The following is a 14,349-nucleotide window of genomic DNA, read 5'->3' on the forward strand; positions in this document are numbered from 1 at the left end:
CCGGATCCACGCGGCGTTTCTCACCTCGCGGCGGCCCGCGCTCCGGTCCGCTGGCGAGCGAGCGCGATGCCCCCGGCGCCGATCGCACAGGCGATGCCCGCCACCAAGTACGCCAGGTGGTAGCCGCCGAGCCGGCTGCCGGTGGTCGCCGCGAGCAGGACCAGGGCGGCGACACCCGCGCTGGAGCCGATCTGCTGGGCCACGACATTGACCGCGCCGGCGACGGCGTGCTGGTTCGGGGGGACGTCGGTGAGGCCGGAGGTGGTCATGGCGGGGAAGTTCAGGCCCTGGCCGAAGCCGCTGATCACCAGGCCGGGCAGCACGTGCAGCAGGTAGTTCCCGTGCGCCGGTGTGGTGATCCACAGGGCCGTCCCCGCGCCGATCAGCAGGAGTCCGGTTGCCATCAGGGCGCGCGGGCCGTACCTGGCGAGCAGGCGTCCGGTGGCGAAGTTGGCGGTGAGGAAGACCGTCAGGGACATCGGGACCAGGGAGAGGCCGGATTCGACCGGGGAGTATCCCAGCATGCCCTGGAGATACAGCGGCGCGAAGAACACGATCGCGACCGACGCCGTGTACTGGAGGAACGCCGCCGCCGTGGCGAGCCGTACCGAGGGGATGCGGAAGAGAGCGAGGGGCAACAGCGGGTCCGGCGTGCGGTGTTCGTGGACGGCGAAGATCACCAGGAAGACCGCGGCCGCGGCGATGAGCGCCCAGGCCCACACGCCGCCCAGGCTCACGCCCACGACGAGGAGCGCGAGCCCGAGGGTGCCGGATATCGCGCCTGCCATGTCCAGCGGGACCCTGGTGCCCGCCCCGCCGGGCAGTCCGGACCGGGTGACCGCGAGCACCAGCGCGCCGAGCAGCACCGAGAACCACAGCACCGAGCGCCAGCCGAGGAATTCGGTCAGTACGCCGCCCAGCAGCATGCCGCCGCTGAAGCTGGCCGCGCCGACCGCCGCGTACACGCCCAGCGCCCGGCCCCGGCTCGGCCCCTCCGGGAACACCTCGGTCAGCAGGGCGAGCGCCGCCGGGCCCGACAGGGCCGCGCCGATGCCCTGGACCGCCCGAGCGCCGAGCAGCACCGCGCCGTCCGGCGCCAGCGCCCCGGCCAGCGCGGCCACCGTGAACAGCGCGACCCCGGCCTCGAAGACCCGGCGCCGGCCGAACACATCGGCCAGCCGGCCGCCCACCAGCAGGAATCCGGCGAAGGTGACGGAGTAGGCCGTCATGACCCACTGGAGCGTGGTGTCGCGCAGGTCGAAGCGTGCCCCGACGGACGGCAGGGCCGCGTTCAGTACGGCCATGCCGCTGAGGTCCAGGGCGAGCGCCCCGGCCAGCACCCCGAGGGCGAGGCCCGGCCGGTACGACAAGGCCCGGTCCTGTGCCGATGTGTTGAGCATGGCGGTGCTGCTCCCTCTCCCCCGCGGGACACGAACTCCCTAAGACGATCACCACGTCCCACTCAGGTCAATCGCGCGTATTCCAAGTGGCTTGAAACACGGCGCAGTTCATACGGTTCGCCAGCGCGCAAGCCGGCGAATCGGCCACACGGGAGCCAATTCTTGCCAGTGCGAGTTCCGGCCAGCAGGCACTCTTGCCCCACCCGTCACCGGATGGCAGGCTGACGTTCGCCGATCGGGTGAGCTCCTCGTCAGGCGGTCCGTCCGGGGTGAAGCGGACCGTGACTCCCGTCGGCAGTGGCCGTGCGGGCGGGGGGTTCCGCGTGCATGTCGCCATAGTCAACGCAACTGACCGTGAGCTGATTCTGTCGGGATGACTCAACGAGGGCGGTTCAGTGCAGTCATTGGGTTCTCGTCGGTTCCGCCGGTGTGTACGGGGCCGCACGATCCGTCGAGCGTGAGCCGCTAGCCGTCCGCCGACCACGGACGCACGATCGCTCGGACCTTCCTCCAACCCCTTTCCCTTCAAAGCCTGTTGGCTGATTTCGCGTGTGTGGTGACGCGTCGGGCGCGCGGCGCGGCTGAACGAACCTCTGTGTCCGTGAACCATCTCCCGCTTCCGGGCCGTCCGGCCCGTTCCATCCGCCTTGCCGAGGAGGCGACATGCCCCAAGAACGCGGGGCGCGCGATGTGCGCGCCGTCACAGACTTCCTGCTATCCCGCTTCGTGGAGCTGCTGGACGTCTCCAGGGACGCGGTGGACCGCTGGGCGCCGATGCACCAGTACGGCCTGGATTCGGCCAAGGCGGCGACGCTCGCCGCCTCCTTGTCGACGTTTCTCGGGCGGCCGGTTCCGGTCACCTGGATGTGGCAGTATCCGACCGTCGACGAGCTGAGCCGGGCGCTGGTCGAGGGCCCGCCCGCCGCACCGGAGGCCGCCGCCCCCGGCCGGGACCGCCGTGGCCCCTCGTACGAGCCGGTCGCGATCGTAGGCATCGGCTGCCGGTTCCCCGGTGGCCCTGATCCCACCTCGTTCTGGCGACTGCTGACCGATGGGCGGGACGCGGTCGGGCCGGTGCCGGCCGCGCGGCGCGGGCTGCTGGGCGACTCGGTGCGCTACGGCGGGTTCATCGACGGTATCGACCGGTTCGACCCGCTGTTCTTCGGCATCTCGCCCACGGAAGCCGTGCAGATGGACCCGCAGCAGCGGCTGATCCTGGAGCTGGCCTGGGAGGCGCTGGAGGACGCGGGTGTCCCGCCGCTCGGCCTGGTCGGCAGCGACACCGGCGTGTTCATGGCCTCCTGCTGGGGCGACTACGCGGCGCTCGCGCACTACCGGGGACCCGGCAGCCAGATCACCCCGCACACCGCGACCGGCATGCACGACGGCATCATCGCCAACCGGGTCTCCTACATCCTCGGGCTCCAGGGCCCGAGCATGGCCATCGACGCCGCCTGCGCCGGATCCCTGGTCTCGGTCCACCTCGGCTGCCAGTCCATCTGGATGGGTGAGAGCGAGCTGGTGCTGGCCGGTGGCGTGAACCTGAGCTTCGTCTCCGACTACTACACCGCCATGGACGCGATGGGCGCGCTCGCCCCGGACGGCCGCTGCAAGCCGTTCGACGCGCGCGCCGACGGCTACGTCCGCGGCGAGGGCGCCGGGGTCGTCGTACTCGCCCCGCTCAGCGTGGCCCTCGAACGCGAACTTCCCGTCTACTGCGTGATCAAGGGGAGTTCGGCCAACAACGACGGCCTGAGCAACGGCATGACCGCGCCGAGTCCCCAGGCGCAGGAGCTGATGCTGCGCACCGCGTACCGGCGGGCCGGGATCGCGCCGGCCCTCGTGGACTACATCGAGTGCCACGGCTCCGCGACGCCGCTGGGCGATCCGATCGAGGCGAACGCCATCGGCGCGGTCCTGGGCGGCGACCGGCCGGTGCCGCTGCGGCTGGGCTCCGTCAAGTCCAACGTCGGGCATCTGGAGGCGGCGGCCGGCATCGTCGGGCTGGTCAAACTGGCGCTCTCGATCCGCAACGGGGTGCTCCCGGCGAGCCTGCACTACGCCGCCCCGAACCCGCAGATCCTCTTCGAGGAGTACGGGCTCACCGTGCAGGACCGGCTGACGGCGTGGCCGCGCCGGTCCGACGCGCGCCGCGGGGGCGTCAGCTCGTTCGGGTTCGGCGGCGCGATCTGCCATGTCGCCGTCGAGGAGCTGCCGCGCCCCGAGGGCAGGCTGCTGCTGCTGGCCGGGGACTCTCCGGAGGCGCTGGCCGAACGGGCCCGTGCGCTGCGGGACGAGCAGGATCTGCGGGCGGTCTGCGGCCGGGCGCCCGGCGAGGGCAGGTTCCGGCTCGCCGCCGCCGCCCGCGACATGGCTGAACTCCGGTCGCAGTTGGACGCGTTCGCCGACGGTACGACGGCCGCCGGACTCAGCGCCGGTCAGGCGGGCGCGCGCAGGCCGCGGGTGGCGTTCCTCTTCTCCGGCAACGGCTCCCAGTGGGTGGGCATGGGGCGGCAGCTGCTCGCCGGGATGCCCGTGTTCCGGCGGTCCATGATGCGCTCCGACCGGCGCATGCGGGAGCTGCTGGGCTTCTCCCCGGTGGACCACCTCCTCGCCGCCGACGGACGCTTGGACGACATGGACGTCTTCCAGCCGCTGCTGTTCTGCATGCAGCTCGCGCTGGCCGACGCCTGGCGCTCCCTGGGTGTGGAGCCGGATGTCGTCGTGGGCCAGAGCGTCGGCGAGTTCGCCGCCTCGCACATCGCCGGGGCGCTCGACTTCGAGGACGCCTCGCGCCTCGCCGCCTGCCACGGCCGACTGCTCCAGCAGCTGGCCGTCGGCCGCGGCGAGGGCATCGTCGTCACGACCGACGCGGCATCCGTCCAGCCGTACCTGACCGGGCGGCTCACCGTCTCCGGGCACAACGGACCGGACGCCACGCTGGTCACCGGCACCCCGCAGGAGATCGACGCGCTCGTCCAGCGGCTGACCGGGGAGGGCGTCACGACCCATCGGGTGCGGATGGGCCACGCGCCCCACTCCCCCCTGGTCGACCACGTCCTCGCCCCGCTGCGTGCCGAACTCGACGGCCTGCGGCCCCGGACCACCCGCGTCCCGATGATCTCGACGGTCACCGGCGAGCGCGTCGACGGCGCCGAACTCGGGCCCGACTACTGGGCGGACAACCTGCGCCGCGAGATCCAGGTGGTGGGCGCCCTGACGACGTTGCGCGAGTACGACATCGACGCAGTGGTCGAACTCTCCCCGCACCCGCTCCTGCTCAAGTCCGCCTCGCAGCTCCTCGACGCGCTCACCCTGCCCTCGCTGCGGCGCGGCGCCGACGAGGCCCAGACCCTGCTGGGTTCCCTCGGCGCGCTGTACGCCGCCGGGCACCCCGTCACGCCGAGTCCGTTCCTCGCGGGAGACCGGGGACGGCACGCCGCACCGGTCCAGGGCGCCCCCGCGCCGACCTTCGCACCGGTCCACGGCGCCCCCGCCGGCGACGGCGCCCCGCGTCTCGTACCGGTCTCCGCGCACTCGCCGGCCGCGCTCGCCGACACCTGCCGGGCGCTGTCCAACCATGTCGAACGCGACGCGGACCTGCGGGTGACCGACCTCGCCTACACGCTCGCGACCCGGCGCACCCACCTCAACCACCGGGTGGCGCTGCTCGCCACCGGCCGTCAGGACGTGCTGGACGGGCTCGCGCACGTCGCCGCCGGCCGCCCGCACCCCGGAGTCCTCACCGGCACGGTGTCCGGCAACGCCGACCGCCGGGTGGCGCTGGTGTTCTCCGGCGGCGGGACCCAATGGGTGGGCATGGGACGGGAGTTGCTGCGCACGCACGCCGGGTTCCGCACCTGGATGCACGCCTGCGACACCGCCGTGCGCGCGGCCGGCGGCTGCTCGGTGCTCGAACAGCTCGACGCCCCGGAAGACGAGGCCCGGTTCGCGGAGATGGACTACCAGCAGCCGGTGCTGTTCGCCCTCCAGGTGTCGCTGGCGCAGGTCTGGCTGGGGCTCGGCATCCGACCGGCCGCCGTCGTCGGGCACAGCCTGGGCGAGGTCGCGGCCGCGTGTGTCGCGGGAGCGCTGTCGCTGGACGACGCCGCACGGGTCGTCGTGGCGCGGTCGCATCTGCTCGAACACAAGGCGGCCCCCGGTGCCATGATCTCGGTCGACCTGCCGGAGCGGGAGCTGCTGCCGTGGCTCGCGCCGTACACCGGGCACGCGGCCGTCGCCGTGGTCAACAGCCCGACCAGCGCGGCGGTTTCGGGCTCTGTCGAGGCGGTCCGCGCCCTGGAGGCGGACCTGCGGGCGGCCGGCGTCTCGACCAGGAACATCAGGGTCGAACGGCCGGTGCACAGCCCCGGCATGGACCCGCTGACCGGGCCGCTGCGTGAACTCCTCGACGGCATCACCCCGTCGGCCGGCGGCACCATCGACTTCCACTCCACGGCACTCGCCGGTGCGGTCAACCCGGTCCCGGACGCCGATTACTGGGTGCACAATCTCCGCGACCAGGTCCGGTTCGCCGAGACGATCGGCGCACTGGTCGAGGACGGCGTCGGCGTCTTCGTGGAGATCGGCCCGCACGAGACGCTGCGCGGCGCGGTCGAGGAGATCGCGCTGACCCGCGGCGCACGGGTGCACGCGGTCAACTCCCTGCGGCGCGGCGAGAGCGATGCGCGCTGTCTGCTGGAGGCGGCCGCCTCGCTGTACGTCCGGGGCGTGCCGATGAGTTTCGACGCGCTGTTCCCCGAGGATGCCGAGGTCGTTCAGACCCCGCTGGTGCAGTGGCAGAAGGAGAGCTACTGGCTGGACACCGCGCCGCGCGTCGATGCCGCCGTGCCCGCACCGGCCGTATCGGGCGTACCGGCTGCGGCCAGTGAGCCGGCCCGCCCGGCTGCCGCCATGGCGCCTGTGGCGGCCGGGCAGGACGGTACGAGCGTGCCGGGCAGGTCGGTGGAGGAGCTGGTCCTCGCCGAGATCGCCGAGGTGCTGGGCGTGCCGGAGGACCGGTTCGACGCGGGGGCGAGCCTGCGCGACTTCGGCCTCGACTCGATGCTGGCCATCCGGCTGGTCAACCGGGTGCAGTCGCTGTTCGGACAGCGGGTGTCGCCGGTGGTGTTCCTCGACGGGCGCACCATCTCCGAGATCGTGGGCCATCTCGGCGAGGTGGTCGGCGGGGCGGGTGCGGGGGCGGCGGCGGCCGGGACTTCGGCGGTCGCACCGGCTGCGCCCGCACAGGTCCCGCACGTGACGGCACCCCCCGTACAGGCCCCGCCCGCTCCGGCGCCGCCCACTCCGGTCCGGCCCGCCCAGCCCGCCCCCGCCCCACCCCGCATCCCTCTCGACACCCTCTCCGAACTGGACGCCGAGGAACTCCTGGACGAACTCGCCGGGCGCGGTCTCCTCGACCCCACCGACGCCCCCGCCCTCGATCAACTCCACGCCGAGGGGCTGGGGTTCCGGCTGGCTCCGGCGTCGCACGGGCAGGCCTCGCTGTGGTTCATGCAGCAGATCGCGCCGGACGCCGTGCCGTACAACTTCATGGTGGCCGCCCGTGTCCGCGCCGAGGTCGACGCGCCCGCGCTGGAGCGCGCCGTACAGGCGGTGATGCGGCGGCATCCCGCGCTGCGCACGATCTTCGCGGAGGCGGGCGGCAGCCCGTACCAGGTGATCCTCGACGAGCCGGAGTACGAGTTCCTCGTCGCGGACAGCACCCACCTGGACGACGAGCAGGCCCGCGAGGAACTCGCCGTGTACGGCCACATGCCGCTGGACCTGGACAACGGGCCGCTGGTGCGTGTCGTCCTGATGAGGCGCGGCCCCGCCGACCACTATCTCCTGGTCCTCGTCCACCACATCGCCTCGGACGCGGCCTCGGCCGACGTGATGATCCGCGAACTCCAGCAGTTCTACGAGGGGGTCGACCCAGCGAGCTGCGAACCGGTCGCCCCGTACACGGAGTTCGTGGAGTGGGAGCGGCAGTGGCTGGCCGGTCCGGCGGCCGACGCGGCGCTGGACTGGTGGTCGCGGCGGCTCGCCGACCCGCCCGCCCATCTCGACCTGTCCCCTGTGGAGCGCCCGCCCGGCGTCACCTACGAGGGCCGCGACCTCACCTTCCGCTGGAGCGCCGAAGAGAGCCGGACGCTGCGGGAGTTCGCGGTCCGCGAGGGGGTGTCGGTGAGCACCGTGGTGCTGGCCGGATTCTTCGCGACGCTCAACCGCGCGGCCGGCGTCGAGGACTCCGTGCTCGCCACCGCCATCGCCCAACGCGGCGAGCCCGGCTGGGAGTCCGCGATCGGCTACTACCTGAACACGGTGCTGGTGCGGGCGAAACCGGCCGGTGACCGCGGCTTCCGGGAGCTGCTGCGCGAGGTGCACGCGTTCTCGCTCGGCCTGCTGGAGCACATGAACTACCCGCTCGACCTGCTGGCGGCCGAGCTGAAGCCCCCGCGTGCCGAGGGTCGCTCACCGTGGTTCGACGTGGTCCTCAACTGGCTCTCCTCGGACGCCTTTCCGCGGTCCGTGAAGCTCTTTCACGGCATCGGCGACACCATCGCGCCGCAGGGCGCGCTGCCGCTGGAGCCGCTGCCGGTACGCAGGCACCTCGCCAAGTTCGACCTGGAGATCTCGATGGCCGAGATCGGCGGCGAGGTGGTCGGCCACGTCCAGTACAAACCGAGCTATCTGGAGAAGCGGACCGTGACGGCACTGCTCGCGCTCTACCGCACCGTGCTTTTCGACTCGATCGCCCATCCCGGACTGCCACTCGACGCCATCGCGCCGGCCGACCGCCCCAAGGAGACGGACCAGTGACCCAGACCCTGCACACCAGGTTCGTCGCCCAGGCCGAGCGGACCCCGGACGCCACCGCGGTCTACTCCGAGGCCGGCGTGCTGACCTACCGCGAACTGGACGTGAGATCACGGGAGTTGGCGGAACGGCTCGGCGCCGAGGGTGCGGGGCCCGGAGTCCCGGTCGGGGTCTGCGTCGAGCGCACACCCGACCTCGTGGTCGGCATCCTGGCCGTCCTGCGCGCCGGCTCCTGCTATGTGCCGCTGGACCCGAGGTACCCGGCCGAGCGGCTGGACCTCATGGTCCGCGACAGCGGCACGAACCTGCTGCTGACCACGCCCGCGTCCCGCGCGAGCTGCCCGGCGGGTCCGACCGTGGTCGTGCTGGACGCGGCCGTGACGACCGAGCCCGGTGACAAGCCCGTACCGGTCGTGCCCGAGGACACCGCCTACGTGATCTACACCTCGGGCTCCACCGGCCGGCCCAAGGGTGTGGCGGTCCGGCACGGCGGCTGCGCGGCCATGCTGTCCGCCTGGGACCGGGTACTCGGCGACCGGGACCTCGGCGGTGTCTCCGCGGCCAGCTCGATCTGCTTCGACATGTCCGTGATGGAGATCTTCCCCGCGCTGAGCCGGGGGGCCGCCCTCGTGCTCGTGGAGAGCACCGTCCACCTGCCGGAGAGCCCGTACGCGGACAAGGTCACCCTGCTGCACGCCATCCCGTCGGTGACGAACGCCCTCCTGGACGCGGGCGGGCTGCCGCCGAACCTGCGCACGGTCGTGTTCGGCGGCGAGCCCCTGCGCCGCAAGCTGGTGGACCGGGTGTACGCGGAGACCGGCGCCGAGGTCTTCAACGCCTACGGCCCCACCGAGGGGACCGTGTTCTGCACACTGGGTCCGGTGCCGAGGGACGGGACCGGCGAGCCCACGATCGGCGCGCCGGCGGAAGGTGCCCGGCTCTACGTGCTGGACGAGAACCGCGAGCCGGTGCCGGCGGGTGTCCCCGGTGAGCTGTACCTCGGCGGCGCGGGCGTCGCGCACGGCTATCTCAACCGGCCCGAGGCCACCGCCGAACGGTTTCTGCCGGACCCGTTCGCGGGCGACGGGCGCATGTACCGTACCGGCGATGTCGTCGTGGCGAGCGACAACGGCGAACTGGAGTTCGTCGGTCGAACAGACAACCAGGTCAAGGTGCGCGGCCACCGCATCGAGCTGGAGGAGGTCGAGGCCCGGCTGACCGGCTGCCCGGAGGTCCGGGAGGCCGCGGCCGTCGTACGGGGGCGCAGGCTGGTCGGCTACGTCGTGACCGGGGACGCGGCCGGGGGCGGTGGCGCCCGGCTGGACGCGGGGCTGCAGGCCGCCGTCACCGGCAAGCTCGCGGCCGAGCTGCCCGAGTACATGGTGCCGCAGGCGATCGTGGTCCTGGACGAGCTGCCGCTGACGCCGGGCGGGAAACTCGACCGTGCCGCGCTGCCCGAGCCGCCGGCCGCCGACGCCGGGCCCGTGACGGCCGCGGGCACGCCGACGGAGGTGGCGCTGGCGGAGATCTGGGGCCAGTTGCTCGGCCTGGAACCGGCGGGCATCGACGTCCGGGCCGCCTTCTACGACCTCGGCGGCGACTCGCTGCTGCTGGTACGGCTGGCCCGGCTGATGACCCGGCGCTTCGACCGCCGCGTCCGGGTGCCCGACCTCTTCCGCTTCCGCGACATCCACGCGCTGGGCCGGTGGCTCGACGAGGACGGCGACGCCGTCCCCGAGGTGGTGGAGTCGGCCCGCCGCCGCGCCGCCGTCCGCCGCGCCGCACTGCGCGGCCGTGCCTCCGCCACCGGCAACTGAGCGGTCCGCGCACCGGTAACCGAGCCTCTTTTCCACCCACTTGAGCAGGAGCCCCTCATGTCCGAACATCCCGAGCAGGACTACGATCCGGGCGACGTGGCCGTCATCGGCATCGCGTGCAAGGCGCCCGGTGCCCGCACCAAGGAACAGTTCTGGGACAACCTCCTGCACGGCAGGGAGTCCGTGCGGTTCCTGGAGAAGGACGAGATCAAGGTCGACGAGACCCTGATCAACAACCCGTACTACGTGCGGGCTTGCGGCACACTCGACGGGTACGACGCGTTCGACCCGTCGGTGTTCGGCATCAGCGACCGGATGGCGGCCGCGATGACCCCGGAGAACCGGCTGTTCGTGGAGAGCGCCTGGGAGGCGCTGGAGGACGGCGGGTACGACCCGGACCGGGTACCGGGCGAGGTGGGGATCTACGGCGCCAACAACCCCCAGACCGCGGCGCTTTACGGCACTCCACCGGACCGGGTGTCGGTCGGGCCCGAGGCGATCGAACACGGCCTGGCGTGGTCGCCGGACACCATGACGTCCAACGCGCTGTACTACATCGGGCTGACCGGCGAGGCCGTCACCGTCACCACCGCCTGCGCCGGCTTCCACTACGCGGTGCACCTGGCCTGCCAGTCGCTGCTGCTGGGCCAGACCGACATGGCGATCGCCGGCGGCGCGATGGTCCGGCTGCCGCACCCGCGCGGGCATCTGTGGGAGGAGGGCCGGATCCTGTCGCGGGACGGCCACTGCCGCCCCTTCGACGCGAACGGCACCGGCGCGGCGCTGTCCAGCGGGGTCGTCACCATGCTGCTCAAGCCGCTCGGCCAGGCCGTCGCCGACCGGGACCACGTCTACGCGGTGGTCAAGGGCTCGGCCATCAACAATAACGGGGTCAGCGCGATGGCCTACGGTCTGGCGCAGCCCGAGCGGCTCAGCGCGTGCATCGCGGCCGCCATGCAGGTCGGCGGCGTGACCCCGGACACCGTGTCGATGTACGAGGCCAACGGGCTCGGGCTGCCGATCACCGACCAGCTCGAAGTGCACGCCGTGAACATGGCGTTCGGCAAGCAGACCGGCACCTGCTCGATCGGCGGGGTCAAGGGCAACGTCGGGCACGGCGGGGTGGTGGCGGGCGGCTTCGGCACCATGAAGGCCGCGATGGCGCTGTACCACCGGACGCTGGTACCGACGATCAACCTGACGGACCCCGACCCGGAGATCGACTTCCCCAGCACTCCGTTCGTGCCGCAACTGGAGCCGGCGGACTGGGCACCGCGGGCCGGGGTCCGCCGGGCCGGGATCACCGCGATCGGTGGCGGCGGCTACAACGGGCACCTGGTGCTCGAAGAGGCCCCGGAGCTCGCCGGTCGTGCTCCCGAGGCCGTCGGCAGGCCGCGCCTCGCCACCCTGTCCGCGCTGGACGACGAGGCGCTGGCACGGCAGCGCGCCCGGCTGCGGGACCGGCTGCTGGCCGACCCCGGTCTGCGCCTCGACGACGTGTGCTTCAGCCTCAACCTGGGCCGCAGGGCGATGGACCGCCGGTGGGCGGCCGTGGTGCGCAGCCGCGAGGAGCTGATCGAGGCGCTGTCCGCCGGCTCCGCGGGCGGTCCGGCCGTCGCGACCGCTGCCGCGCCGCAGGTGGACGCGGAGTCCCTGCCGCGGGGCGAGGACGGGATCGTACCGGCTGCCCCGGACGACGACCGGGCGCTGTCCGCGCTCGCCGCCGCCTGGGTGAACGGCCACCGGGTGGACTTCGGCGCGCTCCACCAGGGAGAGGCGAGCCACCGCGTGCCGCTGCCCACCTACCCGTTCCGGCCGCGCCGGTTCTGGCGCACGGAATGGTGACCGTGGGCACCCCGGCAGCGGACACCGCGGGCACTCCGGCACCCGGCACCGTGGACTCCCCGGCACCGGACACCGTGGATCTGGGCGACCCGGACACCTTCGTGGAGCACGACCTCGACGGGTTCTGGCGCACCCTGCGGGACACCGCCCCGGTGCACTGGAACCCCCCGAGGGGCGGCCGTCGCGGGTTCTGGGTGCTCTCCCGCCACGACGACATCATGGCCGCCTACCGGGACGACCTGCATCTCACCTCCGAGCGCGGCAACGTGCTGGTCACGCTGCTGGGCGGCGGTGACGCGGGAGCCGGGCGGATGCTGGCCGTCACCGACGGGCACCGCCACAACGAGCTGCGCAAGATCCTCCAGCGGGTGCTCTCGCCGCGGGTGCTCGGCGAGGTCGCGGCGGCGGTGCGGGCCAACACCCGGCGGCTGATCCGCGAGGCGGTCGAGCGGGGCGGCTGCGACTTCGCCGAGGACATCGCCGGCCGGATCCCGATGACCACGATCTCCAGCCTGCTCGGCGTGCCCGAGCAGGACCGGGACTATCTGCTCACCCTGACCAAGGCGGCGCTGTCGGCCGACAGCGCGGACGCCGACGAGGTCGACTCGGAGATGGCCCGGAACGAGATCCTGCTGTACTTCATGGACATGGTCGAGGAGCGGCGGGCGGCGCCGGGCGACGACGTGATCAGCATGCTGGTGGCAAGCTCGATCGACGGGGTGCCGCTGTCCGACGAGGACATCGTGCTCAACTGCTACAGCCTGATCATCGGCGGCGACGAGACCAGCCGGCTGACGATGATCGACGGCGTGCGCACCCTCGCGCGGCGGCCCGGACAGTGGCGGCGGCTCAAGGACGGCGAGGTCGCCGTCGACACCGCGGTGGACGAGGTGCTGCGCTGGGCGTCCCCGACCCTGCACTTCGGCCGCACCGTGGTCCGCGAGACCGAGGTGCACGGGGTCCGGCTGCGGCCCGGCGAGATCGTCACGCTCTGGCACGCCTCCGGCAACCGGGACGAGCGGGTCTTCGACCGTCCCGGCGAGTTCGACCTCGGCCGCACCCCGAACAAGCACCTGGCCTTCGGCTACGGCCCGCACTTCTGCCTCGGCTCCTACCTGGCCAGGGTGGAGATTGCCGAACTGCTTCTGGCACTACGGGACTTCACCAGCGGCTTCGAGCAGACCGGCGAGGCGCTGCGCATCCGGTCGAACTTCCTGACCGGGTTCTCCACGCTGCCGGTGCGGTTTCGGCCCGACCCCCGCTCGATGAAGGAGGCGGCAACGAAGTGAACATCTACCTTTCGGGACAGGGGGCGTTCGCGGTGCAGGTCGCGGACGCCCTGGAGGAGGAAGGGCACCGGATCGCGGGCGTGGCCGCCCCCCGGCTGCGCAAGGGGCACAGCGACGAGGCGAGCGCGCTGTCCTGGGACCGGCTGCGGGCGTGGGCGTATCCGAGGGGCGTGCCCTGGACGGATTCGGCCGAGCTGCGCGCGCGGCATGTCCCGGACGGGGTGGACCTGATCGTCGCCGCGCACTCGCACGCCTTCATCGGCCGCCAGACGCGTGCCCGTGCCGCCGTCGCGGCCATCGGCTACCACCCCAGTCTGCTGCCGCTGCACCGCGGGCGGGACGCGATCCGGTGGACGATCCGCGACGGCGACAAGGTGACGGGCGGCAGCGTCTACCACCTCACCGAGCGCACCGACGGGGGCCCGATCGCCGCGCAGGAGCACCTGTTCGTGCCGCCGGGCTCGACCGCGGAGTCCCTGTGGCGCGAGCATCTCGCCCCGCTCGGCGTGCGGTTGCTGGTGCGAGTGGTCACCGATCTCGCCAAGGGCCGCCGCATCGAGGTCCCCCAGGACGAGAAGCTGGCGACCTGGGAGCCCGCGATGGGCGCGCCGCCGCTGTTCAAGCCCGAACTGATCGCGCTGCCGGGCTCGGAGACCGTCGACGGCAGCAGGTGGGCGCTCCACGCGCAGTGATCGGCGGACCGCCGCCCGCGTTGCCGACCGGTGACGATCCGGTCGCGGGCTGCCCGAGCGGGGGCCGGGGAGGAGACGGCGGCGACGAGGCGCGCGCCGGGGTCGAAGCGTCGGCCGGGAGCGGGCGAGGCCGGGGGCCGAGGACCGGACGAAGCCAACGGCCAGGAACCGGACGAAGCCAACGGCCGAGGACCCGGCGAAACCGGCGGCCAGGGCCCGGAACTGCGCGCTCGCCTTGGCCGTCGACACGTACGGCGACCGGCGGTGTTTCTGCGCGGTGCGCACGCGGACGGTTCGGGCGGCCGCGGGAAGTCAAGGGCGGGAAGCGCGTGTGCGGCGCTTCCCGCCTCGCCGTACACCGGCACCTCGGCCGCGATCCCCCGGCGTGTGCCGCCGCACCGCGGGGCACAGAGCCCGGCGGACGAGAGCCGACCCGGCCTCGAATCTGTCTCGAATCGGCATCCGGATGCCGGACGTGATCCAC

The 14,349-nt window shown here is 72.9% G+C and carries 6 protein-coding genes; 5 read left to right on the plus strand and 1 reads right to left on the minus strand.

The window, feature by feature from the left end; genetic code table 11:
* Window positions 1-20 precede the first annotated feature (20 nt).
* Window positions 21-1,400 carry an MFS transporter gene (locus ACZ7EC_RS03245; RefSeq protein WP_471057102.1) on the minus strand — a complete coding sequence of 460 codons (1,380 nt, stop codon included), beginning with the start codon at window positions 1,398-1,400 and terminating at the stop codon, window positions 21-23.
* A 663-nt stretch (window positions 1,401-2,063) separates the two neighbouring features.
* Here ACZ7EC_RS03245 and ACZ7EC_RS03250 point away from each other — a divergent pair.
* Genes ACZ7EC_RS03250 through ACZ7EC_RS03270 form a run of 5 tightly spaced genes read left to right on the plus strand, consistent with a single transcriptional unit; the run spans window position 2,064 to window position 13,865 of the window.
* Window positions 2,064-8,225 (plus strand): acyltransferase domain-containing protein, encoded by a 6,162-nt coding sequence (locus ACZ7EC_RS03250; RefSeq protein ID WP_471057105.1) that lies wholly within the window; start codon window positions 2,064-2,066, stop codon window positions 8,223-8,225.
* Entirely contained in the window at window positions 8,222-10,039 is a 1,818-nt protein-coding gene (locus ACZ7EC_RS03255; RefSeq protein WP_471057108.1) for a non-ribosomal peptide synthetase, read from the plus strand. Before ACZ7EC_RS03250 ends, ACZ7EC_RS03255 begins: the two co-directional genes overlap by 4 nt.
* Before the next feature lie 57 nt (window positions 10,040-10,096).
* On the plus strand, window positions 10,097-11,884 hold the full coding sequence (locus ACZ7EC_RS03260) for a beta-ketoacyl synthase N-terminal-like domain-containing protein (protein ID WP_471057111.1): 1,788 nt from the start codon (window positions 10,097-10,099) through the stop codon (window positions 11,882-11,884).
* 2 nt (window positions 11,885-11,886) lie between these two features.
* Window positions 11,887-13,173, plus strand: coding sequence for a cytochrome P450 (locus tag ACZ7EC_RS03265; protein ID WP_471057114.1), 1,287 nt, complete (start codon window positions 11,887-11,889; stop codon window positions 13,171-13,173).
* Window positions 13,170-13,865 carry a formyltransferase family protein gene (locus ACZ7EC_RS03270; RefSeq protein ID WP_471057117.1) on the plus strand — a complete coding sequence of 232 codons (696 nt, stop codon included), beginning with the start codon at window positions 13,170-13,172 and terminating at the stop codon, window positions 13,863-13,865. The genes ACZ7EC_RS03265 and ACZ7EC_RS03270 overlap by 4 nt, the downstream gene beginning before the upstream one ends.
* The last annotated feature ends 484 nt before the right edge of the window (window positions 13,866-14,349 follow it).

The sequence above is a fragment of the Streptomyces sp. NPDC037203 genome (assembly GCF_055605065.1).

What these genes read in the sequence shown, in the direction of transcription:
- ACZ7EC_RS03245 (WP_471057102.1), bottom strand. Translation starts at nt 1,400, where the DNA reads ATGCTCAACACATCGGCACAGGACCGGGCCTTGTCGTACCGGCCGGGC.
- ACZ7EC_RS03250 (WP_471057105.1), top strand. Translation starts at nt 2,064, where the DNA reads ATGCCCCAAGAACGCGGGGCGCGCGATGTGCGCGCCGTCACAGACTTC.
- ACZ7EC_RS03260 (WP_471057111.1), top strand. Translation starts at nt 10,097, where the DNA reads ATGTCCGAACATCCCGAGCAGGACTACGATCCGGGCGACGTGGCCGTC.